This window comes from Halarchaeum nitratireducens (genome assembly GCF_017874695.1).
Taxonomy (GTDB): Archaea; Halobacteriota; Halobacteria; order Halobacteriales; family Halobacteriaceae; genus Halarchaeum; species Halarchaeum nitratireducens.
The window spans coordinates 1-25916 of the sequence record NZ_JAGIKY010000013.1; the positions used below are offsets into that span (position 1 = coordinate 1).

At 70.3% G+C, this 25916-nt stretch carries 23 protein-coding genes and 1 pseudogene; 12 read left to right on the forward strand and 12 right to left on the reverse strand.

The annotated features are described in order from the left end of the window. Positions 1–227: 227 nt before the first annotated feature. The gene (locus J2754_RS12280; RefSeq protein WP_188878652.1) at positions 228–1415 is read right to left on the reverse strand and encodes a sensor histidine kinase; all 1188 of its coding nucleotides are present in this window, start codon (positions 1413–1415) and stop codon (positions 228–230) included. A gap of 113 nt (positions 1416–1528) precedes the next feature. Between J2754_RS12280 and J2754_RS12285 the strand changes: the two genes are divergently transcribed. Together J2754_RS12285 and J2754_RS12290 are read left to right on the forward strand one after the other, a co-directional pair. Further along, the gene (locus J2754_RS12285) at positions 1529–2947 is read left to right on the forward strand and encodes a lamin tail domain-containing protein (protein ID WP_188878651.1); all 1419 of its coding nucleotides are present in this window, start codon (positions 1529–1531) and stop codon (positions 2945–2947) included. A gap of 79 nt (positions 2948–3026) precedes the next feature. Further along, complete coding sequence (locus J2754_RS12290) at positions 3027–5372, forward strand: PAS domain S-box protein (protein ID WP_188878650.1); 2346 nt, start codon at positions 3027–3029, stop codon at positions 5370–5372. Here J2754_RS12290 and J2754_RS12295 read toward each other — a convergent pair whose 3' ends face one another. Together J2754_RS12295 and mvaD are read right to left on the reverse strand one after the other, a co-directional pair. After that, complete coding sequence (locus tag J2754_RS12295; RefSeq protein WP_188878649.1) at positions 5373–6542, reverse strand: NAD(P)/FAD-dependent oxidoreductase; 1170 nt, start codon at positions 6540–6542, stop codon at positions 5373–5375. Between the two features lie 43 nt (positions 6543–6585). Beyond that, the gene (gene mvaD, locus J2754_RS12300) at positions 6586–7563 is read right to left on the reverse strand and encodes a phosphomevalonate decarboxylase MvaD (RefSeq protein ID WP_211087598.1); all 978 of its coding nucleotides are present in this window, start codon (positions 7561–7563) and stop codon (positions 6586–6588) included. Between the two features lie 188 nt (positions 7564–7751). Between mvaD and nth the strand changes: the two genes are divergently transcribed. Then, positions 7752–8438 (forward strand): endonuclease III, encoded by a 687-nt coding sequence (gene nth / locus J2754_RS12305; RefSeq protein ID WP_211087599.1) that lies wholly within the window; start codon positions 7752–7754, stop codon positions 8436–8438. Here the strand turns inward: nth and J2754_RS16755 are convergent. Continuing rightward, positions 8402–8686: pseudogene (locus tag J2754_RS16755) on the reverse strand (hypothetical protein); the annotation flags it as partial. The gene nth and the pseudogene J2754_RS16755 sit on opposite strands and share 37 nt — an antisense overlap. Positions 8687–8991: 305 nt before the next feature. Between J2754_RS16755 and bioB the strand changes: the two are divergent. Then, positions 8992–10053, forward strand: coding sequence for a biotin synthase BioB (gene bioB / locus J2754_RS12310; protein ID WP_188878646.1), 1062 nt, complete (start codon positions 8992–8994; stop codon positions 10051–10053). Positions 10054–10060: 7 nt separating this feature from the next. On the opposite strand, the gene J2754_RS12315 is transcribed toward bioB, so the two are convergent. The 3 genes from J2754_RS12315 to J2754_RS12325 form a co-directional block, all read right to left on the reverse strand. Further along, positions 10061–10795, reverse strand: coding sequence for an NAD(+)/NADH kinase (locus tag J2754_RS12315; RefSeq protein ID WP_211087600.1), 735 nt, complete (start codon positions 10793–10795; stop codon positions 10061–10063). A 60-nt stretch (positions 10796–10855) separates the two neighbouring features. Next, entirely contained in the window at positions 10856–12157 is a 1302-nt protein-coding gene (locus J2754_RS12320; protein WP_211087601.1) for a M28 family peptidase, read from the reverse strand. Between the two features lie 66 nt (positions 12158–12223). Continuing rightward, positions 12224–12493, reverse strand: a complete 270-nt coding sequence (locus tag J2754_RS12325; protein ID WP_188878643.1) for an MTH865 family protein — start codon at positions 12491–12493, stop codon at positions 12224–12226. 93 nt (positions 12494–12586) lie between these two features. Between J2754_RS12325 and J2754_RS12330 the strand changes: the two genes are divergently transcribed. Both J2754_RS12330 and J2754_RS12335 read left to right on the forward strand, forming a co-directional pair. Beyond that, the gene (locus tag J2754_RS12330) at positions 12587–13651 is read left to right on the forward strand and encodes a polyprenyl synthetase family protein (protein ID WP_188878642.1); all 1065 of its coding nucleotides are present in this window, start codon (positions 12587–12589) and stop codon (positions 13649–13651) included. Between the two features lie 87 nt (positions 13652–13738). After that, entirely contained in the window at positions 13739–14791 is a 1053-nt protein-coding gene (locus J2754_RS12335) for a M42 family metallopeptidase (RefSeq protein ID WP_211087602.1), read from the forward strand. 188 nt (positions 14792–14979) lie between these two features. On the opposite strand, the gene J2754_RS12340 is transcribed toward J2754_RS12335, so the two are convergent. Continuing rightward, on the reverse strand, positions 14980–15189 hold the full coding sequence (locus J2754_RS12340) for a hypothetical protein (protein ID WP_211087603.1): 210 nt from the start codon (positions 15187–15189) through the stop codon (positions 14980–14982). Positions 15190–15258: 69 nt separating this feature from the next. On the opposite strand from J2754_RS12340, the gene J2754_RS12345 reads away from it, so the two are divergent. Beyond that, positions 15259–16521, forward strand: a complete 1263-nt coding sequence (locus J2754_RS12345; RefSeq protein WP_211087604.1) for a digeranylgeranylglycerophospholipid reductase — start codon at positions 15259–15261, stop codon at positions 16519–16521. Between the two features lie 4 nt (positions 16522–16525). Here the strand turns inward: J2754_RS12345 and J2754_RS12350 are convergent, their stop codons facing one another. Both J2754_RS12350 and J2754_RS12355 read right to left on the reverse strand, forming a co-directional pair. Next, positions 16526–17212: a hypothetical protein gene (locus J2754_RS12350; RefSeq protein WP_188878637.1), complete on the reverse strand. Its 687-nt coding sequence runs from the start codon at positions 17210–17212 to the stop codon at positions 16526–16528. A gap of 199 nt (positions 17213–17411) precedes the next feature. Continuing rightward, a complete protein-coding gene (locus J2754_RS12355; RefSeq protein ID WP_188878636.1) occupies positions 17412–18158 on the reverse strand; it encodes a proteasome assembly chaperone family protein in 747 nt (248 codons plus the stop codon). Positions 18159–18266: 108 nt separating this feature from the next. Between J2754_RS12355 and J2754_RS12360 the strand changes: the two genes are divergently transcribed. Together J2754_RS12360 and J2754_RS12365 are read left to right on the forward strand one after the other, a co-directional pair. Then, positions 18267–19175 (forward strand): RsmB/NOP family class I SAM-dependent RNA methyltransferase, encoded by a 909-nt coding sequence (locus J2754_RS12360; RefSeq protein ID WP_211087605.1) that lies wholly within the window; start codon positions 18267–18269, stop codon positions 19173–19175. Continuing rightward, on the forward strand, positions 19175–19732 hold the full coding sequence (locus J2754_RS12365; RefSeq protein WP_211087606.1) for a DUF7122 family protein: 558 nt from the start codon (positions 19175–19177) through the stop codon (positions 19730–19732). The genes J2754_RS12360 and J2754_RS12365 overlap by 1 nt, the downstream gene beginning before the upstream one ends. On the opposite strand, the gene J2754_RS12370 is transcribed toward J2754_RS12365, so the two are convergent. After that, positions 19729–21240, reverse strand: coding sequence for a DUF790 family protein (locus J2754_RS12370; protein WP_188878632.1), 1512 nt, complete (start codon positions 21238–21240; stop codon positions 19729–19731). The genes J2754_RS12365 and J2754_RS12370 overlap by 4 nt on opposite strands. A gap of 54 nt (positions 21241–21294) precedes the next feature. Between J2754_RS12370 and J2754_RS12375 the strand changes: the two genes are divergently transcribed. Then, positions 21295–21660: a hypothetical protein gene (locus J2754_RS12375; RefSeq protein WP_211087607.1), complete on the forward strand. Its 366-nt coding sequence runs from the start codon at positions 21295–21297 to the stop codon at positions 21658–21660. 39 nt (positions 21661–21699) lie between these two features. Here J2754_RS12375 and J2754_RS12380 read toward each other — a convergent pair whose 3' ends face one another. Beyond that, on the reverse strand, positions 21700–23043 hold the full coding sequence (locus J2754_RS12380) for a DEAD/DEAH box helicase family protein (RefSeq protein WP_211087608.1): 1344 nt from the start codon (positions 23041–23043) through the stop codon (positions 21700–21702). Positions 23044–23128: 85 nt separating this feature from the next. On the opposite strand from J2754_RS12380, the gene J2754_RS12385 reads away from it, so the two are divergent. Continuing rightward, positions 23129–23782 carry a nucleotide exchange factor GrpE gene (locus tag J2754_RS12385; protein ID WP_211087609.1) on the forward strand — a complete coding sequence of 218 codons (654 nt, stop codon included), beginning with the start codon at positions 23129–23131 and terminating at the stop codon, positions 23780–23782. Between the two features lie 164 nt (positions 23783–23946). Continuing rightward, positions 23947–25890 (forward strand): molecular chaperone DnaK, encoded by a 1944-nt coding sequence (gene dnaK, locus J2754_RS12390; protein ID WP_211087610.1) that lies wholly within the window; start codon positions 23947–23949, stop codon positions 25888–25890. Positions 25891–25916: the final 26 nt, after the last annotated feature.

Sequence of the window (25916 nt, forward strand, 5' to 3'; positions counted from 1 at the left end):
GGGTGCACTCACTCGCCTGTTGCATCGATCTACGTTATTTGTTTCACGGCCCCTACGAGAGACTACCGAAACCGATCTGGGGCTAAACACGTACCGTTCCGTTCATCGCTGCTACACCGTATCGCCGCCGCTTCCGAGTTCTCGAATCAGCGGCGCACATCTATCACGACGAGGCCTCCCCCTGTGGCCCCGCGCCTCGGTCGATCTGTCGGCAAAGACAGCCTCCGCTATCGGAGCGGCGACTCGTCCGGCGCGTCGCCGTCGTTCGCTGTGTCGGCGCGCGGGAGAGCGACGGTGAAAGTCGTCCCGCCGGGGCCGGTCTCGGTGAGCGCGACGTCGCCGTCGTAGCGATCGACGAGGTGGCGGACGAGGTAGAGACCGAGGCCGTGCGTGCTGCCCGTGTTGTCGCTCCGCTCGAAGAGGGAGGAGCGCTCGTCGTCGGGGATCCCCGGGCCGTCGTCGGAGACGGTGACGAGGACTTCATCGGGGTGTTCGTCGATGGTCACGTCGATCGCGACGTCGCCGGTGTCGCTGTGTTCGACGGCGTTGTCGAGGAGATTGGAGAAGACCCGCGGGAGGAGGGCGTCGGCGGAGACCGGGGCGTCGCTGGGGAGGTCGGCCTCGACGTGCACGCGCTCGGTGCGATCGCGGACGTCCGCGATGGCGTTCCGAACGATCGGGACGAGATCGACGGCGGAGAGTTCGTCGGGTTCCTCGGTGGCGTGGATGAGGACGCGGACGTCCTCGATGACCTCGGCCATCTCGTCGCTGTTGCGCCGGATGACGTCGAGACGCTCGCGGAGGACCGGATCGTCCACGTCCTCGGCGACGAGCGCGGCGTACCCCTCGATGACGTTGGCCTTGTTGAGCACTTCGTGGCGGAGGAGGCCGTTGAGGTAGTCGAACCACTGCTGTTGGCGCTCGGCGTACTCGGCGCGCGCGACGGCGCGTTCGGCGCGGCGAGCACGCTGGATGGAGCGGGCCTCGACGATACCGAGGAGGAGCCCGCCGAAGGCGCCGAGCACCGCGGTACCGCGCGCCCACGCGACGTTCGCGCGGGGCGTCGGTGCGGGGGAAATCATCATGATGAGGAGGTTGAAGAGAAGGAAGCCGAGGAGGCCACAGAGACACCAGCGTGCGATCCGCGGATAGAGATCGACGGAGTAGTCACGGGTCGTGATCCAGTAGCCGCCGTACGCGAGGGCGGCCGCGAGGGCCAGCGAGATGAGGAACTCGCCGACGAGCTGGCGCGGGGCCGTGGTGCCGTCGAGCATCCCGAAAGCGAGCCACTCGGCGACGAGCGCGACGAGCGCGAGCGCGCCGAGGGCGACGAGGCCGTGTGGGACTAGTCGCGCCGCGTCGCTGACCCCGTCCCGGTCTCGCTCACCGCGATCCATCGTGCGTGCCGGGTGCATGGTCCGTACATACATAACGTGAGGGGCGAATCGGTTCGCGGTCCGGACGCCACGGGACGGGACGCACCGGAACGGCCACGCCCCTTTTATCGACGCGTCGACAAGCCGGCGGCATGAGCGAGGACTACGATCCGGCGTCGCCGGACGGGACGTCGGCCGAGGGCGCGTCGCTGTCGCGGCGCGAGTACGTGCTGGGGGCCGGCGGCCTCGGCGCGCTGGCGCTCGGCGGCGGCGGTCTCTTCGGGGCGACGAACCGGGACGCGCCGAGCGGGTCGCGCCCGGACTCGTACGTCGTCCAGCAGGGCTACCTCCGCTGGGAGGTCGCGCCGCTCTCACACGACGGGGAGACGGTCGAGGAGTTCTACAACTACCGGGGGTCGTCGGCGAACCCGCCCGCCGACCTGACCGCGGAACCGGACGCGTCGCGGCTGTTCGTCTACGACGGTCCCGTGGGGTCGTCGCTCGTCTTCCTCCACGGGAGCGCGCGCGCCGAGCACGGCGGGACGGCGTTCCTGACGTTCTCGGGGCTCTCGCGCTCGAAGGGCGAGTGGGCGGTCCGGGACGACCCGCTGGGGGGCGACGACGACTTCGAGAAGTGGGAGGGTGGTAACGCGAAGGTGAGGTGGGAGTGGGAGGCCGGCGAGACGGACGGCGGCGCGTACTGGGGTATCGGCGACGGGAGCTCGACGATCGAGGTCACGCCGAAGACGTTCTCGAACGTCCCGGCGTGGCGCGTCCTGAGCGACGATGGCGACGCGACGTCGTCGTTCGACCTCTCGACGGAGAAGCCGGTGAAGATCAGGCCGGCGGGGAAGCGCAGCGTGAGGCGCGCGAACGTCGAGATCATGCCGTCGGACGATCCGAACACCTTCGACCCCTACGAGGAGGGCGACGTCACCGTCGTCATCCGCTCGCCGCCGGAGGGCGCGAACGCGAGCGAGTGGGTCGATCCGAGCGACGTCGACCCGGGGAACTACTCCGTCTACTTCGGGTCGCGGGACTACCTCGCCGGGCAGAACGGCGCGTCGCCCCAGAAGCACATCCGGCGGGACGGCGACCTCTACCTGAAGTACAACCGCACGTCCGCGAACTTCGCTCTCGACTCGGCGTACGGCTTCCTCGTCGGCAAGACGGGGTCGTACACGTGGTTCCGCGGGCGCGATACGGTGCGTCCGGGGGACTTCGAGAACGCGACGTCCGGGCCGTCGCTCGCCGTCACGGAGACGCACGTGGATCCGGACGGCGACGACGCCGAGAGCCTCGCGCGGGAGTACGTCGAGCTCACGAACGAGGGAAGCGAGACGCTCGACGTGGGCGGCTACACCGTCGCCGACGCCGAGGGCTGGGAGTTCCACTTCCCCGAGACGTTCGCCCTCGACGCCGGCGCGTCCGTCCGACTCCACACCGGCGACGGCCAGTGGAGCGAGACCGACCTCTACTGGGGGTTGGATCAGCCGGTGTGGGACAACGACGGCGATACGGTCCGCGTCACGGACGCCGACGGTACCGTCGTCCTACGTCACGAGTACTGATCGCGGCGGGTGCGACGCGAGAGCGTCGGCGCGCCGGTGCGGCGAGGACACTTATACGCGTTAGCGGCCAAGGGGAGGTATGACGGGAGGGGACACGATCTCGGTTCTCTGCGTGGACGACGAGCCGGGGCTCGCCGAACTCGTTGGGACGCACCTCGAACGCGCCGACGAGCGGCTGACGAGCGTCGCGGTGACGAGCGCCGCGGCGGCGTTCGACGCGCTCGACACGATGGGGATCGACTGCGTCGTCAGCGACTACGAGATGCCGGGCACGGACGGGATCGAGCTCCTCGAAGCGATCCGGGCGGACGATCCGGGGTTGCCCTTCGTCCTGTTCACCGGGCGCGGCTCGGAGGAGTTGGCGAGCCGCGCGATCTCGGCGGGCGTCACTGACTACCTCCGAAAGGCGCGCGGGGCCGAGCAGTACGCTCTGCTCGCGCGACGGGTGGTGCACGCCGTCGAACGCGTCCGTGCCCGCCGGGCCGCGGACGCCGCGGAGGAGCGACGACGGCTGATCTTGGAGGGATCACCGGACTCGATCGTCGTGATCGTCGACGGCGCGATCGCGTACGCGAACCCACCCGCGGTGGCGACTGCCGGCGTCGAGGACGAGTCCGGCCTCGTCGGCCGATCCGTCGACGCGTTCGCCTCGGGTGGAACGCGCGAGTCGGTGCTCCGCGCCATCGAGCACGCGGCGTCCGGCGACGAGCGACGCGCCCGGGTCACGCGGCCGTTCGAGACACCGGACGGCCGACAGTTGACGATGGAGGCGACCGGCCGACGGCTGACGTGGGACGGCGCGGACGGGGTCGTCGCGGTCCTCCGCGACGTCACGGACCGCGAGGCGCGCGACGAGGGGCGTGCTCGCTACCGCGCGGCGTTCGAGGAGGCCGCGACGGCCATGGTGATCGCCGACGACGACGGCCGATACGTCGAGGTGAACGCGGCGGCCTGCGAGCTGTTCGACGTGCCGCGCGCGGAGCTCGTCGGGAGCCGGGTGAACGACTTCGCCGCCCCGGGCTACGACGTCGAGGGCGAGTGGATGTCGTTCCGGGAGAGCGAGATCGTCCACGGGACGTTCCCGCTAGTCCGCTCGGACGGGGAGGAGCGCATCGTCGAGTACGGGGCGACGGCGAACGTCGCCCCCGGCGAGCACCTCTCCGTCCTCCACGACGTCACCGAGCGCGTTGACCTCGGTGAGCGCCTCGAACGTGAGCAGGCCGCCCTGGAGGAGATGTACCGGATCACGGCCGACGGCGAGGCGTCCTTCGACGAGAAGGTCGAGCGTCTGCTCGATCTCGGCCGCGACTATCTCGACGTCCCCGGCGGCTACTTCATGCAGATCGACGAGGGCCACCAGCGCGTCGTCACCGCGGTCGGAGACGACGATATCTCGCCCGGAGAGACGTGTCCACTCGAAGAGGCGTACTGCAAGCGGACGATGACGCACGGCGAGCTCGTCACCGTCCAGAACGCCACGAGAGAGGGGTGGGCGGACGATCCGGCGTACGAGCGGTTCGGGTTCGGCTGTTACATCGGCGCGAAGGTGACCGTCGGCGGCGACCTCTACGGGACGTTCTGTTTCGCCGGCAGCGACCCCCGGACGGAGCCGTTCGGCGACGCCGAGCGAACGTTCGTCGAGTTGATGGCGCGCTGGGTGAGCTACGAGCTCGAGCGCCGTCGGACGACCGATCGCTTGGCGGAACAGAACGAACGCCTCGAACGCTTCGCGTCCGTCGTCAGCCATGACCTCCGATCGCCGCTGTCGGTCGCGCGCGGCTACCTCGCCCTCGCGCGCGAGGGCGACGACCCGGAGGCGTTCGACCGGGTCGAGGCCGCCCACGAGCGGATGGAGACAATCATCGCGGACCTCCTCACGCTCACCCGGGAGGGCGAGGAGCTCGGGTCGGTGAAGTCCGTCGACCTCGACGCCCTCGTGGCGTCGTCGTGGGACCTCGCGGTCGGCGAGGAAGCCGACGCGACGCTCGACGTCGCGGGTCCGCTGGGCACGGTGGCGGCGGACGACGAGCGCCTCCGCCACCTCTTGGAGAACCTCTTTCGGAACGCGCTCGAACACGCGGCCGACGGGGCGCTCACCGTCACGGTCGGGACGACCGACGATGGGTTCTACGTCGCGGACGACGGCCCCGGCATCCCCGCCGACCGACGAGAGGAGATCTTCGAGGACGGGTTCACGACACGTCAGGACGGCACGGGACTCGGTCTCTCGATCGTCGAGCAGATCGCCGATGCCCACGGCTGGGACGTCGCGGTCTCGGAGGGAGAGCGCGGCGGGGCGCGCTTCGAGATCGACGGCGTGAGCGGGGCGGACGAGGCCACCGCCAGCGACGCCGACGGAGGCGGCGGTGACGCAACCGACACAGACGACGATGCGGGCGACGCGCCCCGCCGGACGCGCGAGTAGTCAGAAACCGCGGTCCTCGCGGTCCGGGAGGACTCGATCGTCGCCGAGTTCGTCGCGGACGACCGCGACCGCGTCGCGGAGTGAGCCGTGTTCGGCGAGGTAGGTGAGGCCGACGCTCGTCTTGATGACGTTCGCGGCCGTCCCGCGGAACACCTCGGGGCCGAGCTGGGCGACAGCGTCGTCGCCGACGCTGATGAGCCAGCCCGGCGTCTCGAAGGCCCACTTCTCGAGGTGTCGAACGGAGTCGCCGGTGCGCGCGGCGTCGAGGACGCGTTCGACGTTCCGCGCGACCACCGGTGCGGAGCGGACGGCGGCCTGCGCGCTCGCGGGGACGCGCTCCCCGTCGGCGTCCACGACGTCCGCGGCGTCGCCGGCGATGAACGTCCGCTCGGAGAGGCGGAGGTCCGCCCGAACGGCCCGCCGCTCACCGCCGAGCGCGTCCGGGCCGCGGACGCCGCCGGTCCACGCGAGCACGTCGTACGGGACGTCCCGGTCGTCGGCGACGACGGTCGACGCCGTGACTTCCGTCACTTCGGTCCCGGTTTCGAGGCGGACGCCGAGGTCGCGGAGGGCGTCGCGCGCCGCCGTCCGGAAGTGCTCGGGGAACGAGGGCGCGACCGTCTCGGCGCGCTCGAGGAGCACGACGTCGACATCGGCGGCGACCCCCTCGCGGTCGGCGAGTTCGGCGAACTCCCCCGCGGTCTGGATGCCCGAGAGGCCCGCGCCGACGACGGCGACCGTGCCGGCGTTCGGGTCGACCGCGTCGAAGAAGTCGCGTCGGAGCGTCGCGGCGTGTTCGAGGCGCTTGAGCGGCGTCGCGTGCGCGGCGACGCCGGGGATGTCGTAGTCCGCGGTCTGGGAGCCGAGCGCGACGACGCCGGCGTCGTACTCGATCGAGCCGCCGTCGGCGAGCGCGACCGTCCCCGCGTCCGGGTCGAGGTCCGCCACGGTCGCCTCGCGGACCGTCGCGCGTGTGACCAGTGCGTCGAGGGGAACGGTGATGTCGTCGGCGAAACCGGGGTAGCGTATCGTTCGGTGGAGCTCGTGTTGGACGAGGTGGTCGCCCGTCTCGTCGACGAGGACGAGCTCGTCGTCGGGGGGGAGTCGCTCTTCGAGTTTGCGTGTGACCATCAGGCCGGCGTAGCCACCGCCGAGCACAGCGACGCGCATACTCGAACCGTCGTGGAGCGCCCCCTTTGAAGTTCGGGCCGTCTCAGAACAGCGCCGCGCCGTCGTCGAGGATCCGCGCGGGCCCGCCGACCTCCCAGACGCGCGTGTCGACGCCGGTCGCGGCGATCGCGTCCTCGACCGCCGCGGCGTGCTCGGCGTCCGTGTTCACGTACACCGTCGCGCCCGTGTCGGTCGAGAACCACGCGGGCACGCCGTCGGCGCGGAGGTCGCGCACCGTCTCGAAGACTTCGAGGGTCTCCGGCTGCCAGTAGACCCACCCCTCGGGGCCGGTCATCGTCGTCGCGGCGAGCGAGAGGGAGTCGTGTTCGGCGGTCTCGAAGACGCGCTCCGTGTCGCCGTTTCGCACCGCGTCGCGCATCTCCGCGAGTTGGTCCTCGACGTGGACGCGCCGCGCGTCGAACATGTGACTCTCCTCGGCCTCGTCGTGGGCGGCCTGCGTCTCCTTGTACGCGGGGACTTCGGCGATGACGATGCGGACGTCCTCCTCGAGGCGCTCGGCGGCGTCGAGTCGGTGGCTCCGACACTCCGCGTCGCTCAGCCCGCCCCCGAGGTCGGAGTATCCGCCGGTGACGGCGCGCGCGGCGGACGCCGACCCGCGTCGGGCGATGGTCGACATCTCGGGATGCGAGAGGTCGAGCCCCGCGGCCTCGCAGGCGGCGACGGCGGCGGCGGCGAACCCCGACGCCGAGGAGCCGAGGCCGATGTTCGTCGGGAAGTCGTTTTCGCTGACGAGCCTCGCGCGGGTGTCGATGCCGGCGCGCTCGCGCACCTCGTCGAGGACGCTCTCGACGCGCTCGGCGCCCCGTCCCGTCACGTCCTCGCCGCCGATGACGTACTCGTCGGCGTCCAGCCGGTCGTCGAACGCGACCGTCGTCGTGGTGCTCGCGGGCGCGGTGCAGACGCTGATGCTGTCGTGGTACGGGTAGCGCGCGTCGTGATCCCGCATCCCGTGGTACTTCACGAGCCCCTGAATCGGATGGGCTCTCGCGGTGGCTTTCATGCCTGCACGCGGGACGCTCGCGCGCATAAACGTCCCGAAAGCCCGCGTTCGCGTTTCCATCCATTACTTCGGCTCGCCCCGCCCACGCGCGACGGCGCGACGGCGTTTCCGTCCTGCGGAGACTCGAACGCTCTCGTCCCCCCGCGGGGGTCCGCAACCCTGAAGGCCGCCGTCCGAGTTGCGCCGGCATGGGCGACCCACTCGACACGCGCGCGGCGCAGGCGTCGGAGGTCATCGAGCGCCTCCAGCGCGAATACCCGGATCCGGAGATCTCGCTCGATTTCTCGAACCGCTTCGAGCTCCTCGTCGCCGTGATCCTCTCCGCGCAGTGCACGGACGAGCGCGTGAACGGCGTGACTGCCGACCTCTTCGAGACGTACGACGGCCCCGCGGCGTTCGCGGCCGCGGACGTCGACGAGATCGCGTCGCACATCGACTCGATCACGTACTACAACAGCAAGGCGGGCTACATCCACGACGCCGCCGAGCAGATCATCGCGGCGCACGACGGGGCGGTGCCCGACACGATGAGCGCGCTCACCGACCTCCCGGGCGTCGGGCGTAAGACGGCGAACGTCGTCCTCCAGCACGGACACGACCTGACGGAGGGGATCGTCGTCGACACGCACGTCCAGCGCCTCTCGCGGCGACTCGGCATCACCGAGGAGGAACGCCCCGAGAAGATCGAGGCGGACCTCATGGACGGTGTCGTCCCCGAGGAGCACTGGAAGAACTACACGCACTGGCTGATCGCGCACGGCCGGGACACCTGCACGGCGCGCAACCCCGACTGCGAGGAGTGCGTGCTCGAAGACGTCTGTCCGTCCTCCAAGCTCGATCACGCCGTCGATCTCGCGGACGGAAGCGAGTGGTAGCGCGGGGGCGCACATCGCGCGCGCCGCGGGACGGGGGACGGGGGACGACCCTCACGACGCCGGTCTCGGCTGACGTCGACGTCGGCCGTCGCCACGACCCGATCACCGTCGGCGCGGGGCGAACCGTCTACGTCGGGGGAGCCGTCCGTTTCGTCACCGCCGGTGACCCGATGCGCTACGACGGCGAGCGCCACGCCCTCCTTCGGCGGCCCGTCGAGCATCATCCGCACGCTCTCGTGCGTGCCCGCGTCGAGGGACTGGTCGTATCTGTCATCGTGGCGGTCGCGGCGGGACCGCCGTTCGCGTCCGCTCGCTTAGCCGGCGGCGAGTACGGGGAGCGCGACGCGGAGCACCACGCGGAGAGTTCTATCGAGGGTCGTCGTCCGACTCGCCGGCGTCGGCTGGTCGGCCGCTCGATGGATGACTGGATGGGGCGATTCGGCCGGTTCACGGCCGATAGCGCCGGTCGTGTCGGCTGTCGCGGTCGGTTAGCGCCGCCCGTCAGCGAGGTGTGGACCCAATCCTTACGGTCCCGTAAACTAGGGACTGGATCATGGTTTACGAGACCGGCAATCGAACGGTCGACGACGCGCTCGAACGCGTGTCGGCCGGCGAGACGCTGACGCGCCGTGACGCGCTCGCCCTCGTCGCGCAGCCGATCGAAGCGCTCGCGCCCGCGGCGGACGCCATCCGCGCGCGCTACGGAGACGGGACGGTCGACGCGTGCAGCATCGTGAACGCGAAGGCGGGCGGCTGCGCGGAGGATTGCGGGTTCTGCGCGCAGTCGGGTCGCTTCGACACCGGCATCGATACCCACGACCTGCTCGACCCCGACGCGATCCTCGAGGCGGCGAAGCGCGCCGAACGGGACGGCGCGCAACGATTCGGGATCGTCGTCGCGGAGCGCGGCGTCTCGAAGGAGCGCCGCCCTGACGAGTGGGAGCGAGTGCTGGAGGCGATCCGGCTCGTCCGCGACGAGACCGCGGTCGCGGTGGACGCCAGTCTCGGCGTTCTCACCGAGGCGGAAGCCGAGACCCTCTCGGACGTCGGGCTGAACCACTACAACCACAACATCGAGACCTCGCCGGACTACTTCCCCGAAGTCGTCGGCAGCCACGACTTCGCGGACCGCGTCGAGACGCTGGAGACCGCGAAGGCCGCGGGGCTCGACCTCTGCGCGGGCGTGATTCTCGGGATGGGGGAGAGTCCGACGGACCGGATCGACGCCGCGCTCGCGCTCCGCGAGGTCGGCGTCTCCTCGCTCCCCGTGAACGTCCTCGACCCCGTCCCGGGGACGCCGCTCGGCGAGCGCTTCCCGGACGGACCGGCCATCGACACCACGGCCGTGGTGAAGACCGTCGCCGTCTACCGGTTCCTCCACCCGGAGGCGCGCGTCCGACTCACCGGCGGGCGCGAGGTCGCGTTCGACGACGCGGACGCGCACCGCCCCTTCGAAGCGGGCGCGGACGGCCTCTTGACGGGCGACTACCTCACGACGGACGGGCAGAGCGCGGCGGCCGACCTCGACGTCGTCGAGCGGGCGGGGCTCCGCCCGAACCGAGCGGTGAACGAGTTCGACCCCGAGGCGGTGCGAGCGCGCGGCGGCGAGGAGTGAGGCGGACTCAGTCCTCGGTCGTCGCGGCGAGCGTCACGGGCTCGCCGTAGGAGAGACGGACGGGCGCGCCCGGTCGGACGAGGCCGACGTCGGCGTCGTCGATCAGGAGGACGACGTCGGTCTCGTCGCGTTCGACGGTGAGCGTGCCGGGGAGCGAGACGACCCAGTTCGGGCACTCGACGCGGAACGGAGCGATCGGAACGACAGCGACGGCGTCGACGGTCGGCGAGAGCGCGGGGCCGTCCGCCGTGGCCGTGTACCCGCGGCTCCCGAGCGGCGTGGCGACGGCGATACCGTCGGCGCGGACCGTGTCGAGGGGCGCGACGCCGGCCTCGCCACACGCCTCGATGGCGTACTCGGAGATCCGCGCGGCCTCCGCGGTGGCGAGCATGACGTCGGAGAGCGCGCGATACGTCTCGCGACGCGCCTCGACGGCGATCGTCGGTCGCTCGCGCGAGTCGTACTCGCCGCGGACGAGGCGGCGAAGCGCGCGGTCGCGCTCCGTCGGGGTGACGGCGTCGGCCACCGGGTCGGCGTTGAGGGGGAGCACGGGCGTTTCGGGGGAGAGACCGGCGCGGACGAGGGCGTAGAGCGCGCGCTCGGCGAACGCCGCGACGGCGTCGACGTCGCCGTCGAGGACCGATCGGGCGTCCCCGACGGTCGCGGTTCCGCCGGCGTTCTCGACGACGGCGGCGGCGCTCTCGGCCTCCGGGCCGACGAGCCCGACGTGTGCCTCGGTCATCGTCGGAGGGTGGCCCCCCGCGGGCAAAAAGCTGCTGTCGGCGGTCGATCCGCGCGGGGATCAGTACGGCCAGTCGCCGGTGACTCGCATTCCCGCGGCGAGGTCCTGGGCCTCGCAAGCGGCCGCGATATCGGCCGGTGCGGCGTGCGCGACCGTGAAGCCGTCGTCGGCGAGCGCGACGGCGAGCGCCGTGAGGAGGATCGCCTGCTCCCGGAAGGTACGCGCTTCGAGCTTGTCGAGTGTGTCCGCGGCGGTGTGACCCCACCCGCGCCCGCTGTCCCCGGTGTCGCTCGCCACCACGTAGCCCGGGACGCCATGCTGGACGTAGTTCCAGTGATCGGAGTGGGGCCCGAGCTCCGGGTCGATCGTGATCGGGTGCGAGAAGCGGTCGGCGACCTCACGGACGACGCGGCCGAGCGCGTCGAATCCGTGCGTCGTGCACTCGAGCGTGCGCGCCGCGGCGACGCCGTCGAGGTTCAACACGGCGCGCACGCGATCGAGATCGCGGATCGCGGCGTCGTGCGCGGAGCCGACGAGCCCGACCTCCTCGGCGCCGAAGACGACGAAGCGCACCCGCGTGTCGAGTTCGTCCTCGCGCGCCGCGAGCGCTCGCGCGAGCTCGACGACCATCGCGGTGCCGGCCCCGTTGTCCATCGCGCCCTCGCTGATGTCGTGGGCGTCGACGTGCGCCGTGACGAGGAGCGCCTCGTCGGTTCGCGGTCCGAGTTCGGCGTGGACGTTCTGCGAGGTGGCGTCGCCGAGCGACGCCTCGACGTCGACGGTGACGGTCTCGCCCGCGAAGCGCCGCGCGAGGCGCGCGCCGACCTCCTTCGAGACGCCGACGGCGGGGATCTCGCCGACCGGCGCGTCGGCGGTTCCGACGCTCCCCGTCGGCGCCAACCCTCCGGGGTAGTGGTTTGCGAAGACGAACGCGGCCGCGCCCGCCTCGACCGCGCGGTAATACTTCTCGCGGCGGTGGACGACGCGCTCGGCGTGGTCGGGGACGGTGGAGTCGACGAGCACCACGGCCCCCGAGAGGTCGCGGCCCGCGAAGTCGTCGGGGAGACCATGATCGAGGTCGACGAGGGGGCCGGACGCCGATCCGGAGGGGCTGCGCGGGAGCGCGATACAGCCCTGCTCGGTCCCGCCCGCGACGATCGCGGACGTCCCCCGGTCCCACCCCTGGATCTCGAACTCGTCGAGGTGGGCGTTCCGGGCGTGCTCGGCGAGAGCATCGCGCGTGGCGACGGCGGCCTCGCGTTCGCCCGCGCTTCCCGCCATCCGGTTCCCGATGTCGACGAGCGTTTCGAGGTGCGTCCAGCCCGTCTCGCTCGTGAAGGTCCGGCCGATCCAGTCGGTCATGTGGTGAGTGGCGTCGCCGACCGGCAAAAGCGTGGGTGAAGTCGGTGCGGAGTGGGCGGAGCGGGCTTACAGTTCCCCCTCGGCTCGCAGGCCCGCGATGACGTCGTCGACGAGGGTCTCGACGTCGTCGTAGGGGAACTCCTCGTGACCGGAGAGGAGCTTGGCGAGTTCCATCGCGGAGAAGGTGCGGTCGCCGGCGTGGAACTTCGTCATCGGGCCGCGCGGGAGTTCGGGGACGAGGCTGGTCATGCTCGTGACGGGGTAGTCGGCGCCTTCGAGTGCGGCGGTGAGCTCCTCGCGGAGCTCGGCCTCGGCGTCCGTATCTGCGTCGCTCATGGGCGTTCGTCGCCGAGATAGCGGAAAAGGATTGCGTCTGCGGGGGGCGCGAAGGTGGCAGCTTTTTGCCCCGTGACCGCGAACTCGCTCGACATGTCCAAATCGCTCTCGGAATGGCGACCCGCGGTGGATCGCGAGATCGAACGCGTCCTCCCGCGCGAACTGACTGCCGACTACCTCCGCTCGTTCTTCGGGGAGGGTCGCTACGAGTACGACCCCGACGCCATCGAGGACGCCCTCTCGACGCCCGTCTGGGACCTCCTCGATCGCGGCGGGAAGCGCTGGCGCGCCGTCGTCTTCCTGATGCTCGCCGAGGGGTTCGGTGCGGACCCCACGGAGCTCCTCCCGTACGCGGTCATCCCGGAGATCCTTCACAACGGCACGATCATCGTCGACGACGTGGAGGACGGCGCGGAGATCCGCCGCGGCGAGGAGGCCGTCCACCACCGCTACGGGCAGGACATCGCGCTGAACGCCGGTAACGCGCTCTACTTCATCCCCCTGAAGATCGTCGAACGCAACCCCGCCGACCTCGACCCCGCGACCCGCCTCGCCGTCTACGAGATGCTCACGCACGAGCTGAACCGGACGCACCTCGGTCAGGGGATGGACATCCGCTGGCACAACAGCGACGAGGTGGCGATCACCGAGGCGGAGTACATGGAGATGTGCGCGTGTAAGACCGGCTGTCTCGGGCGGATCGTCGGCCGCCTCGCGGCGATCGTCACCGATCAGGACGACGACGTCGAGGCCGAACTCGCGGCGTTCATGGAGACGGTCTGCATCGCCTTCCAGATCGCGGACGACATCCTCGACGTCGAGCACAGCCTCGATCGCGCCGGCGACTTCGGGAAGGCCGTCGGGAACGACGTCAAAGAGGGGAAGAAGACGCTCATCGCCGTCCACGCCGTGCGCAACGCCGCGCCCGAGGACGCGGCGCGCCTCCAGGAGATCCTCGCCGCGGACGACACGACCGACGCCGAGGCGCTCGCGGCCATCGAGATCATGGAGGAGACGGGGAGCGTCGAGTACGCCCGCGAGCGCGCCCTCGCGCTCGTCGAGGAGGCGCGCGACCACCTCGACAGCGTCCCGCTCACCGACGACGTCGCCGCCGAACTCGCCGCGTTCGCGGAGTACGTCGTCGAGCGCGACGCCTGAATCGGCCCGCCGTTTCGGTCCGCGCGCACCGCCCGCGTCGGCGCTGATCGCGGGCGTTTATGAGCCGGGCGGCCGTCGTCTCCGGGCATGGACGCCGACTTCGACCTGCTGACGGAGCTGACGGAGGCCCACGGCGCGCCGGGTCACGAGGACCGCATCCGGGCGATCGTGCGCCGCGAGCTCGACGACGTCGCGGACGCGATCCGGACGGACGCGATGGGGAACGTCGTGGCGACGATCGAGGGCTCGACGAACCCCGACTACGAGGTCGCGGTGGCGGCGCACATGGACGAGATCGGCTTCATGGTGAAACACGTCACCGACGAGGGGTTCCTCCGACTCGACGCGCTCGGCGGGTGGGACCCGCGCGTGTTGCGCGCCCAGCGCGTCACCGTCCACGCCGCGGAGGGCGACCTGGAGGGGGTCATCGGGTCGCCGCCGCCGCACACGATAAGTGACGAGGAGCGCGAGTCCAGCGACGAAGTCGAGGACCTCTACGTGGACCTCGGGCGGGACGGCGAGGACGTCGCGGAGCGCGTCTCCGTGGGCGACGTCGTGACAATGGCGCAGGACACCCGACGCCTCGGCGAGACGGTGACGGGGAAGTCGCTCGACGACCGCGTGTGTCTCTTCGCGGTGTTGGAAGCCGCGAAGCGGATCGATCCCGACGTGACGGTGCACGTCGCGGCGACGGTGCAAGAGGAGGTGGGACTGCGGGGAGCGACGGCGCTCGGCGTCGACCTCGACCCGGACCTCGCCGTCGCGCTCGACGTGACGGTGGCGAACGACGTCCCGCAGTTCTCGGACGCCTCGAAACACGTCACGGAACTCGGTTCCGGCGCGGCGATCAAACTGAAGGACGGGAGCGTCATCACGAACCCCAAGGTGCGAAAACGCCTGGAGTCGGTCGCCGAGACGGAGGGTATCGCCCACCAGCCCGAGGTGCTGCCGGCAGGCGGGACGGACACCGCGGGGTTCCAGAACACGCACGGCGCGAAGCCGGTCGCGGCGATCAGCGTTCCGCTGCGCTACATGCACACGGTAACGGAGACCGCGCACCTCGACGACGTGGACGCGGCGGTCGCGTTGCTCGCGGTGTTCCTCGACACGGAGACCGGGGAGCACGACTATCGTCTCTAAACGACCTTTTCCTGCGCTCGCCTACGGCTCGCTGGCAAAAGCTCGACCGAAAGCACTGCGAGCCTCCCGTTGGTCGGCTCTCGGCCCGCTCGCACCCTGCGGTCGCGCGCGGTAAGTACGCTGGCTGAGTCTGACGGATGCCTCGACTCGTTCCTCTCCGAGTCTCTCCCCCCGTAGAATCTGCACGGCTATCTCGCCCTCCTCGTCGTCGCCGTCGCCATCCACGACATCGCCCGGTGGGTGTATCGGGACGCGACGGCGCGGGGGAGCGAGTGGGCGCGGCAGTGGGCGTTCCTCACGGCCGTCGCGTTCTTCGCCGCCCTCGTTCCCGGCGTCGTCGTGCTCGTGCTCTCCTCGTGGGCGTGGCGGACCGCCCACGTCCTTCTGTTCTCGCTCAAACGTCGAAAACGACCCCGAGGCGTGCGTATTCAGCAACACTTATTAGCGAAACCCCGGTTCCGTACTGTATGACTGACCACTTCGACGTGGTTATCGCCGGCGCCGGGCCCGCGGGCGCGCAGTGCGCCAGGGACCTCGCGGCACGCGACTACGACGTGCTCGTCCTCGAGACGGAGACCGAGGACGACTTCCCGCGACAGAGCAACAAATCGACCGCCGGGACGTTCCCGGGGATGATGGGGGCGTTCGGGATTCCCGACGACGTCGTGATGCAGTTCACGGACGGCGTCGTCCTCGAATCGCCGTCGAACCACTTCACGCAGTCCCAGCCGGGGGCGGTGCTCGAGTTCGCGGAGTTCAAGCGCTTCCTCGTCCACGAGGGACGCGAGAACGGCGCGGAGTACCGCTTCGACTCGCGCGCGACCGCCCCACTCACGGAGAACGGCTCCGTCGTCGGCGTCCGCTACGACGGCGACGAGGAGGTCCGCGCCGACATCGTCGTCGACGCTACCGGGCCCGCGGCGCCGCTCGCCAAGCAACTCGGCGTCTCCGACCTCGAACGCGAGAATCAGGCGATCGGCATCGAGTGGGAGATGGAGGGCATCGAGATCGATCATCCCGACTACGCCGACCTCACGGACGCGATGATGCTCCGCCTCGATCACGACCTCGCGCCGGGTGGGTACTCTTGGATCTTCCACACGGGCGGCGATACCGCGAAGGTCGGCCTCTGCTACATCCAGAACGAGAAGTACCACTCGAACACCGACGGGATGAGCATCGACGACTACCTCGAACACTGGCTGGAGAGCGACCCGCGCTTCGCGGACGCGGAGAAGCTGGAGGGCAAACAGCACCGCGGGTCCGCGCACATCCAGCCGCCGGGTCAGCTCTCCACGGACGGCTTCATGGCGATCGGTGACACCGTTCCGTCAATCGATCCGCTCTGGGGTGAGGGGATCCACAAGGGGATGAAGTCCGCGCGCGCCGCCGCGATCGCCGCCGATCACTGTCTCACGGGCGCGGTCGACACCTCCGCCGAGGAACTCGGCATCTACGACGAGCTCTGGCACCGCGACGTCGCGCCCGACGCCGGCGTCCGCCTCCTGATGACGCACCTCCTCTACTACGCGCCCAACGAGCGCTACGACCGACTCATGCGCGACATCAACGAGGTCGACCTCGACACGCTCGCCGCCGCGAACGGCGGCAGCGTTCGCGCCATCGCCGAACTCCTCCACCGCGAGGACCTCCCGATGCTCCGCGACTTCGCCCGCGAGAACCCGAAGATCGTCAAGTTCGGGCTGAAGGACGCCGTCCCGCTCCTCTGAGGGGCTACTCCAGCTCGAAATCTTCCATCTTCACGCGATAGATTCGGATCGCCTCGATCCTGTCGCGGGGGACGAGCTCGACCGTCATCGTGAGTCGTTCTTCGTCGATGTCCGGGCTCCCGACCCCGGCGAAACTCTTCTCTGCGAGGTCGTCGTACCGGAGTATCTCGATGTCGTCGTCGCTATACCCGTTTAGAAACCCGCGCTTGGTTCGTACTTCGCCGTCTACGCCCGGGACCTCCACTTCGACGTAGTACTCCTTCGTGAAATCGTTCAACCCGTCTTTGACGTAGCTTTGTACCGTCTTTTGCCACCGAGAGACGTTCCCGACATCGAGACCCTCAAGCCGTTCGGTCCGTCCGACGATGTACGATTGGTACCAGTCGACGCCGACGTTGATGAAGAGACGATGGCCGATGTCCGCGAGGATTCCCAGCACCAGCGGGAAGACGAAGTAGAAGAGGAACTGGTACGGGAGCCACGACATGAGACCTCCCGAGAACCCTCTCGCAATCTGGAAGAACAGCGTGAAGAAGAGGACGAGTACGACGTGACCCCGCTTCAGTCGGTCGTATCCGACTGCGCGAACGCCGACGTACACGAAGTACGTGAGGAACCCGGGGAAGAGGATCGTGAGCGACGCGACGACCGCGTCGAGATGCGTGAGGACGTCGGTGAGAACGCTGGCCACGACCTATTCGTCGTCGCTCGTCGGCTTCGACCCCTTCGCCATCGTCGCGGGCGCGTCCTTCGAGTCGTTCCCGCCGCTCTTCGAGTTCTTGCTGAGCTCCTCACTCTCTCGGTCGTCTCCCATGCGTGACGATAGGGCGTCACGTCGCAAAAAGATGCGGCCCGATACGGGGGTCTGACGGTCGCCGTCCGCTCCCGCGCTATTCGAACATCCGCATCGACTGGGCCTGCGTGGACTCCTCCTCGCTGGCCTGTTGCATCCGCTGGGCGAGTTGCTCTTTCTGGTCGCGGATCTGCTCGGCCTGCTCGACGAGCGTGTCGGTCTCGATCCCGACGTCGGCGATCGGCTCGATGCCCTTGTCGATGAGCTGCTTGGACGCGGCGGGATCGGGGAACTGGGGGTCCGATTCGACGACGATGCCGACGCCGGTGAGGTCGTTGACGTCCGCCCGATTGACGAGCGCACCGGTCGGCCCGCCGATGACGCCCTGCTCGGGAGGCGCGCCGATCCCGTGCTCGTCGAGGATTCCCGCGCCGTCGCCGGTAGCGACGCCGAACACGTCGGGGACGTGCGCCGGGTCGTCCTCCTGGTTCGGGAAGCCGCTGAGGTAGAGCGGCGTCGCGCCGACGTCGGTCACCCAGTCGGTGACGCACTTGGCGAACTCGGCGGCGGCGACGCGGTTGACGGGGATGTCGGCCTGCAGGGCGAGCAGGTCGTGCTCCTCGTCGGCGTAGAGGCGGACCGGCGGGCGCGCGGTGTAGTCGTCCGCGCCGTAGACGGCGACCTCGGGGAGCCCCTCGCAGTCGACGCTGCCGACGTACGCCATGTCGAACTGATCGACGAGGTGATCGGTGGCGATCTTCCCGACGAGACCGACGCCCGGCAACCCCTCGACCAGCACGGGGTCGTCGAGGTCGAACTCGGCTCGTTCTCTGACGCGTGCCATGGTAGCGACGACTCGCGCGAGGGAGATAAGTCCGGGGGCGAGACGGCCCGCCGGCGACCGGGAGAAACGCAACCCCCAAGCGCCGGGGGCGCGAGTGGACGGACACGAATGGACGCGCTCGAACGCTACGAGCCGATCGTCGACGACTACGCGGCGTTCCGCGAGGCCTGCGAGCGTCCGCTCCCCTCGGTCGTCCGCGCGAACGGGATCAAGGCCGACCCCGACCGGGCGGCCGCGGCCCTTGAGGACGAGGGCGTGACCGTGACGCGCCGCGCGTGGAACCCCTCGATCCTCGAAGTCGATACGGACAAACCCGGGAACACGTGGCCGTACTTCCACGGGTGGATCCACGGGCAGGAGGAAGTCTCGGCGATCCCCGCGCGCGTCCTCGACCCGGAGCCGGGCGACGCGGTGTGGGACGCCTGCGCCGCCCCGGGCTCGAAGACGACGCAGCTCGCCGACCTGCTCGACGACGCGGGACTGCTCGTGGCGAACGACGACAACCTCGGGCGGCTCTCCGCGCTGCGCTCGAACGCCGAACGCCTCGGCGCGACGTGCGTCACCGTCACGAACGAGGACGCGCGGCGCTTCACCGCGGACGGCTTCGGGATCGACGCCTTCGACGCCGTGCTCGCCGACGTCCCCTGCACCTGCGAGGGGACGATCCGGAAGAACGCGGACGCCCTCGACACCGTCGGCCGCGAGGCGAGCCTGAACATCGCCGCGCTCCAGACCGACATCCTCCGGCGCGCGATCCGCCTCACCCGCGAGGGCGGCACGGTCGTCTACTCGACGTGCACGTTCGCGCCCGAGGAGAACGAGGGCGTCATCGATCGCGTCCTCGACGACGAACCGGTCGCGCTCGTCGACTTCGACGTCGACCTCGCGCACTCGCCCGGTCTCACCGCGTGGAACGGGGAGACGTACGACGGCTCGCTGACGAGGGCCAAGCGCTTCTACCCCCACCAGAACGACACCGGGGGGTTCTTCTGCGCGAAGCTGGAGGTCGGTGCCTGATGGAGAACACGAGCCACCGCTTCGAGCGCCTGCCCGCGAGCGCCGACGAGCGCGACGTCGAGGGCCGGGCGACCCGCGAGGCGGTCCTCTCCTACTGGACGGATCGCTTCGGCGTCCCGCGTGACGTCCTCGCCCCCTACACCTTCTGGGAGAAGGGCGCGGGAAAGATCTGGATCGCGGCGAGCGACGTGCCCGACGGCCTCGAAGTCGAATCGCTCGGCATGACGTTCCTCCGAACGCGACAGGAGCACTGGAAGCCGACGACGAACGCCGCCCAGCGCTTCGGCCGCCACGCGACGCGGAACGTGATCGACCTCTCGCCCGCGGACGCCCGGGCGTTCGTCGCGGGCGAGGACCGGGAGGTCGAGTGGGACGGCGACTGGGGCTACCTGATCGCCGCCCACGAGATCGCGGACGGTGCGGCGGACGAGGCGCGCGAGGATGCGGATTGCGCGGGCGCCGAGTCGAGCGCGCGACGCGAACCGCTCGGCGTCGGCCTCTACCTCCACGGCGAGCTCCGCTCGATGATCCCGAAGGGCCGCCGTCGGGAGCTCTAGGATCCCTTCTCGCGCACCACGCCGCCCCCGAGGCCCTCCCACTCGACGCGATACCCCAGCGCGGCGAGCACCGCGCTCGTCTCGGTGAGCCCGTGATCCGCCAGCACCGCTTCGGCGGCGTCGAGCGCCATCCCCGCCTCGATCTCCGTCCCGAGGGCGTCTAGCACGGCGGGCCGGACGAGCGTCCGCCCGACCAGCTCGTGCTCGGGGACGGCTCGCGATTCGACCGCCTCGACGGGGACGCCGTACTCCGCAGCGACGTCGTCCAAGGCGACGACGTCCGCGGTAGGGGTGAGTTCCGCGGGGAGGTCGCGGCTCGCGTCGGCTTCGAGGGCGGCCTCGAACTCGCGGAGGGCGTCCACGACGTCCTTCACGCGCACCGACCCCGTGTAGGGGATCGCGCGGTGATCCCGCGTCTCGATCTCGTCGCCCACGCCGAGCGACTCGTCGACGGCGACGAGCAGTTCGACGTCCGTCGCGTCCAACTGCGCGAGCTTCTTCTCGACGTACTCGGGCGTCCAGAACCCCATGATCTCGAAGTAGACGCGCACGTCGGCGTAACGGTAGTCGAAGGCGAAGTCGGGGACCATCAGGTGCTCGCCGGCGTCGAGGAGGTCGGGTTCGCGCACGAGGTCCCAGTCGAGGTCGAGCGCGTCGAAGCGCGCCGCGAACTCGCGCTCGACGCCGCTGTCGTAGGAGACGTCGGCGACGGGGTCGGCGTCGGGAGCGCGGAGCGGATCGGCGTCGCTGAGCGTCATCGCCCGCTCGGTCCCGCGGTCGTCGATCGTCGCCTCGATGCGCCAGTCGTCCCGATCGACGACGGCGCGGAGGACGCGCGCGAATCGGGTGCCGTACCGTCTGGTGCGACGGAAGAGCGCGTCCGGGCCGGTGAGGACCACCTCGCGGCCGACCCCGTCCTCGGTCGATCGCACCTCGTAGAGGAGGCCGAGGCGCTTGATCGCGAGGACGAGCGAGCGGGGGTCGTCCGTGCGGACGCGGACCTCGGTCGCGTCGAACAGCGCGGTCTGGGCGAGCGAGAGGTTGTACTGGGCGACGAGGCCGTCGGCGTCCCAGCGCGCGTCGGCGTCGACGAGCACCTCGCGCGACTCCCGGTCCGCGTGGAGGCTCGAGCGCACGTCGTCCGGCGTCGCGTCGAGGCGGTCGGCGGCGTCCGCGATGGCGGCGTCGCGCTCGGCCTCCGTGACGACGCCGACGTCCTCCGCGGCGGCGAACGCGACGTTCCGGGCCGTTCGGGGTTCGACGGGCGCGCGCACCTCGAAGGTCGCGTCACGCTCGACGAGCTTGGCGAAGCCGCGCACGAGCTTGAAGTCGGGCGAGTCGCGTTCGACGTCGGTGAGGGCGTCCGTCAGCGTCGCCCGCTCCGCGCCGACGGCGTCCCGATAGGCGTCGAGAACCCGATCGGCGACGGCGGCGTCGTCGGGGCCCGCGAACCGCGGCCGATAGCCGCCGCCGGCGCGCGACACCCGGAGGAGGTCCTTCGTGAGCACGACCGCCCGTTGGCGACCGGCGGATAAAAGACACCGGGGACCGACCGACTCGGTATGGATCGACGGACGTTCCTCGCGCGAGGCGCCGGCTTCGCGGGTCTCTGCGGGCTCGCCGGCTGTCTCGACGCGTCGGCCGACGCCGCGCCGGTGCTCGTGGCGAGCAGCGACGTCGCCTTCGACGAGGCGGGCGCGCTCGTCATCGAGGCCATCGTCTCGAACGTCGAGGCTGATCCGTACGCCGCGACCGTCGTCTTCCGCCCCGAGATCGACGGGGAGACGCGCGAGCGGACCGTCGGCGTGACGCTCGACCCGAACAGCACCCGGGTCGTGCGGGCGACCTACGGCGACGTCCAGCGCGCGAACGCGCCGAGCGTGACGCCCCACGTCTCGCTGCGCGACGTTCGGCGGGTGCGGGCGTAGCGGACGAGCTCGTGAGCGACTGCCGCCGACCGTCACCCGTCACCGCCGCCGGTCCGCGACGCGCTCCTCTGCGGTGTCGGCGCTCACGAGCTCGTAGAGCGTCGCGCGCGACCCGTCGTCCTTCGGCCGGAGGACGCGCCCGAGTCGCTGGGTGAACTCGCGCTCGCTCCCCGAGCCCGCGAAGACGACCGCGACGTTCGCGTCCGGGACGTCGACGCCCTCGTCGAGGACGTTCGCGGTCACGACCCGCGAGTACGTCCCCGCGCGGAACTTCCTCAGGATTTCGCGGCGCTCGCTCGCCCCCGTCTCGTGCGTGATCGGCGGGATCAAAAAGCGCTCGGAGAGCCGGTAGACGAGGTCCGTCGACGCCGTGAAGACGATCACTCGATCCCCGCGGTGGCGGCCGAGGATCGAGGCGAGTTCGGCGACCTTCGCGTCGGACTCCTGCACGATGGTGCGCGCGCGCTGTTTCGCCAGCAGGGCCTCGCGCGCCCGCGGGTCGTTCCCCGAGCGCTTCACGAGCTCCTGGTAGTCGCTCCCGGAGGTGAACGTGATCGAGGACTGCTGGAGGTAGTCCGTGAAGGTGCCCTGCGCGTCCTCGTAGCGCTCGCGCTCCTCGGGGGTGAGCGGGACTTCGAGCCGGCGCACGTCGTACGCCGCGAGGTGCTCGCCCGCGAGGTCGTCGACGTCGAGGCGATACACCACGTCCCCGACGAGGTCCGTGAGGACCTCGTGCGCGCCGTCCGGGCGTTCGAACGTCGCGGTGAGGCCGAGGCGCGCGGGGGCGGCGAGCAGGCGCGCGACGTCGCGGTAGCCCTCGCCGCCGAGGTGGTGGACCTCGTCGAAGACGACGAACCCGAAGCGATCGCCGAGCTCGTCGGCGCGCAGATACGCGGAGTCGTAGGTCGAGACGGTGACGTCTCCGACGGTCTGCTCGCCGCCGCCGAGCTGGCCGATCTCGCAGTCGAACTCGCTCGCCAGCTCCTCGCGCCACTGCGTGAGGAGGTCGATGGTCGGGACGACGACGAGCGTCGTCTCCCCGACGGCCTCGATGGCCTTCAGCGCGAGGACGGTCTTGCCCGCGCCCGTCGGGAGTTCGACGACGCCGCGCCGGTCGTTCTCGCGCCAGGCGTCGAGCGCCGCGCGCTGGTAGTCCCGGAGCTCGTACGTCGTGGCGACGGCGAGGCGCTCCCACCGGGGGACCGAGTCTTCCACCGTCGTGCCAAGCGTGCGGAGGTGGGCGCGCAGCGGGCCGTACCGGTAGCCCGGCACCCGCCCCGAGTCGGTGCGATCGTCGCGCTCGACGTAGGGGAGGCGTCCGTAGACGTCGGCGTCGCCGTCCACCCGCACCGTGCCGTCCGCGTAGCCGAGCGTGACCGTCATCGCCCGGACGTTGGACGGACGCGCGTTTAGGTCCCTCGAACGGTCTTCTGAAACCCTTATGCCGCGTCGGGCGCTTCCTTCGGCCATGACAGACGACGCCGACGGTGTGGAGGTCGACGTGGAGGACCCCGAGGCGAGCGACGCCGAGGCGGACGCGGACGAGGCGGCGGATCCCGAGACGGTCGGGGACCCGCTCGCCGACCGCGTCGCCGAGTACGACGAGGACCTCGCCGAGGAGGTCGCGGACGTCGTTGGCGACCGAAACCGCCTCGCGGAGGACGTCGAGGACCTCGAGGCCGAGGTCGAGGACCTCGAAGAGCGCCTGCAACGCGTGCAGGCGGACTTCCAGAACTACAAGAAGCGCGCGAAGCGCAAGCAGGCGGAGACGGAGGAGCGCGCGACGGAGGACTTGGTGACGCGCCTGCTCGACGTTCGGGACAACCTCACGCGGGCGCTCGCGGAGGAGTCGGGCGACGTCGACTCGCTGCGCGAGGGGGTCGAGATGACGAAACGCGAGCTCGATCGGGTCTTCGAGGACGAGGGCGTCGCGGAGATCGCGCCCGAGCCCGGGAGCGAGACGGATCCGCACCGTCACGAGGTGATGCTCGAGGTGTCGAGCGACGAACCCGAGGGGACCGTCGCGGAGGTCTACCGGCCGGGGTACGAGATGGGGGAGAAGGTCCTGCGCGCGGCGCAGGTGACGGTGAGCGACGGGTCCGGCGACGCGAACGACGCGTAGGGGCGGCGCGTCGACGCGGTCGATCGCTTACCGGTTCATCATAAATCCAGCGTTCCCCGCGGCTCTCACGCCCCGAAACGCTCGTATTCGCGTTCGTTGACGGTCGTGTGAGCCGTCCACACTAGCAAGCTTTAAACCGAAACGGCGACTCATTACCTCCCAAGATGGCCAGTCAGAAGATTCTCGGTATCGACCTCGGTACCACGAACAGCGCGTTCGCGGTGATGGAGGGCGGCGAGCCCGAGATCATCGCCAACAGCGAGGGCGACCGGACGACGCCCTCGGTCGTCGCGTACGACGACGGCGAGCTCCTCGTCGGGAAGCCCGCGAAGAACCAGGCGGTGCAGAACCCCGACCAGACCGTCGCCTCCATCAAGCGCCACATGGGCGAGGAGGACTACACGGTCACGCTCGGCGACGACGAGTACACGCCCGAGGAGATTTCGGCGCGCATCCTCCAGAAGATCAAGCGCGACGCCGAGGATTACCTCGGCGACGACGTCGAGAAGGCGGTCATCACCGTCCCGGCGTACTTCAACGACAAGCAGCGCCAAGCGACCAAGAACGCCGGCGAGATCGCCGGCTTCGACGTCGAGCGGATCGTCAACGAGCCGACGGCCGCCTCGATGGCGTACGGCCTCGACGAGGAGGGCGAGAACACCGTTCTCGTCTACGACCTCGGCGGCGGGACGTTCGACGTCTCCGTCCTCGAGATCGCCGAGGGCGCCTACGACGTCATCGCGACGAACGGCGACAACGACCTCGGCGGCGACGACTGGGACGAGGCCCTCATCGACTACCTCGCCGACGAGTTCGAGGACGAGCACGGCATCGACCTCCGCGAGGACCGGCAGGCCCTCCAGCGGCTGAAGGACGCCGCCGAGGAGGCGAAGATCGAGCTGAGCAGCAGAAAGGAGACGACGGTCAACCTCCCGTTCATCACGGCGACGGACGACGGTCCCGTCCACCTCGAACAGGACGTGACGCGCGCGACGTTCGAGAAGATCACGAGCGACCTCATCGAGCGGACGGTCGGCCCGACCCAACAGGCCCTCTCGGACGCCGGTTTCGACGCGAGCGACATCGACGACGTCGTGCTCGTCGGCGGCTCCACGCGGATGCCCCAGGTCCAAGAGAAGGTCGAGGAAGTCGTCGGCCAGGAGCCCCGGAAGTCCGTCAACCCCGACGAGGCCGTCGCGCTCGGTGCGGCCGTGCAGGGCGGCGTCCTGAGCGGCGACGTCGACGACGTCGTCCTCCTCGACGTCACGCCCCTGAGCCTGGGTATCGAGGTGAAGGGCGGGCTCTTCGAGCGCCTCGTCGAGAAGAACACGACGATCCCGACGGAGGCCTCGAAGGTGTTCACGACCGCCGCCGACAACCAACAGAGCGTGCAGATCCGGGTCTTCCAGGGCGAGCGCGAGATCGCCGAGGAGAACGAGCTCCTCGGCGCCTTCCAGCTCACCGGCATCCCGCCGGCCCCCGCCGGTACTCCGCAGATCGAGGTCTCCTTCGAGATCGACGCGGACGGCATCGTCCACGTCTCCGCGGAGGATCAGGGGTCGGGCAACTCCGAGGACATCACCATCGAGGGCGGCGCCGGCCTCAGCGACGAGGAGATCGAGCGGATGCAGGAGGAGGCCGAGGAACACGCGGCCGAGGACGAGGAGCGCCGCGAGCGCATCGAGGCCCGCAACGAGGCCGAAACCGCCGTCCAGCGCGCCGAGGCCCTCCTCGACGAGAACGAGGAGATAGTCGACGACGAGACGCGCGAGACGATCGAGGCCGACTGTGAGGAGATCGAGGCGCTCCTCGACGACGAGGACGCCGAGACCGAGGCGATCCAGGACGCCACAGAGCAGCTCTCCGAGGACCTCCAGGAGATCGGTAAGCAGGCCTACCAGCAGCAGGCCGGCGCGGGCGGTGCCGGTGCCGGCATGGGCGGCATGGGGGGAATGGGAGGCATGGGCGATGTGGACCCCGAGGACGTCGACGCCGAGGACTTCGTCGACGCCGACTTCGAGGACGTCGACGAATCGCGGAGCGACTCGTCTGCCGACCAGAACGCTTCGCGTTCTGGTGACGTCGACGAGTCGGACGACGAGAGCTGAAGCCAACGCCTAACCGCACACACCCA

Excerpts from the sequence above, each read along its gene's own strand:
- J2754_RS12320 (WP_211087601.1), bottom strand. The coding sequence starts at position 12,157 with ATGACCGACTGGATCGGCCGGACCTTCACGAGCGAGACGGGCTGGACG.
- J2754_RS12375 (WP_211087607.1), top strand. The coding sequence starts at position 21,295 with ATGGATCGACGGACGTTCCTCGCGCGAGGCGCCGGCTTCGCGGGTCTC.
- dnaK (WP_211087610.1), top strand. The coding sequence starts at position 23,947 with ATGGCCAGTCAGAAGATTCTCGGTATCGACCTCGGTACCACGAACAGC.
- J2754_RS12345 (WP_211087604.1), top strand. The coding sequence starts at position 15,259 with ATGACTGACCACTTCGACGTGGTTATCGCCGGCGCCGGGCCCGCGGGC.
- bioB (WP_188878646.1), top strand. The coding sequence starts at position 8,992 with ATGGTTTACGAGACCGGCAATCGAACGGTCGACGACGCGCTCGAACGC.
- J2754_RS12325 (WP_188878643.1), bottom strand. The coding sequence starts at position 12,493 with ATGAGCGACGCAGATACGGACGCCGAGGCCGAGCTCCGCGAGGAGCTC.
- J2754_RS12385 (WP_211087609.1), top strand. The coding sequence starts at position 23,129 with ATGACAGACGACGCCGACGGTGTGGAGGTCGACGTGGAGGACCCCGAG.
- J2754_RS12290 (WP_188878650.1), top strand. The coding sequence starts at position 3,027 with ATGACGGGAGGGGACACGATCTCGGTTCTCTGCGTGGACGACGAGCCG.
- J2754_RS12380 (WP_211087608.1), bottom strand. The coding sequence starts at position 23,043 with ATGACGGTCACGCTCGGCTACGCGGACGGCACGGTGCGGGTGGACGGC.
- J2754_RS12280 (WP_188878652.1), bottom strand. The coding sequence starts at position 1,415 with ATGCACCCGGCACGCACGATGGATCGCGGTGAGCGAGACCGGGACGGG.
- J2754_RS12330 (WP_188878642.1), top strand. The coding sequence starts at position 12,587 with ATGTCCAAATCGCTCTCGGAATGGCGACCCGCGGTGGATCGCGAGATC.
- J2754_RS12360 (WP_211087605.1), top strand. The coding sequence starts at position 18,267 with ATGGACGCGCTCGAACGCTACGAGCCGATCGTCGACGACTACGCGGCG.
- J2754_RS12365 (WP_211087606.1), top strand. The coding sequence starts at position 19,175 with ATGGAGAACACGAGCCACCGCTTCGAGCGCCTGCCCGCGAGCGCCGAC.
- J2754_RS12285 (WP_188878651.1), top strand. The coding sequence starts at position 1,529 with ATGAGCGAGGACTACGATCCGGCGTCGCCGGACGGGACGTCGGCCGAG.
- J2754_RS12335 (WP_211087602.1), top strand. The coding sequence starts at position 13,739 with ATGGACGCCGACTTCGACCTGCTGACGGAGCTGACGGAGGCCCACGGC.
- J2754_RS12355 (WP_188878636.1), bottom strand. The coding sequence starts at position 18,158 with ATGGCACGCGTCAGAGAACGAGCCGAGTTCGACCTCGACGACCCCGTG.
- nth (WP_211087599.1), top strand. The coding sequence starts at position 7,752 with ATGGGCGACCCACTCGACACGCGCGCGGCGCAGGCGTCGGAGGTCATC.
- mvaD (WP_211087598.1), bottom strand. The coding sequence starts at position 7,563 with ATGAAAGCCACCGCGAGAGCCCATCCGATTCAGGGGCTCGTGAAGTAC.
- J2754_RS12295 (WP_188878649.1), bottom strand. The coding sequence starts at position 6,542 with ATGCGCGTCGCTGTGCTCGGCGGTGGCTACGCCGGCCTGATGGTCACA.
- J2754_RS12315 (WP_211087600.1), bottom strand. The coding sequence starts at position 10,795 with ATGACCGAGGCACACGTCGGGCTCGTCGGCCCGGAGGCCGAGAGCGCC.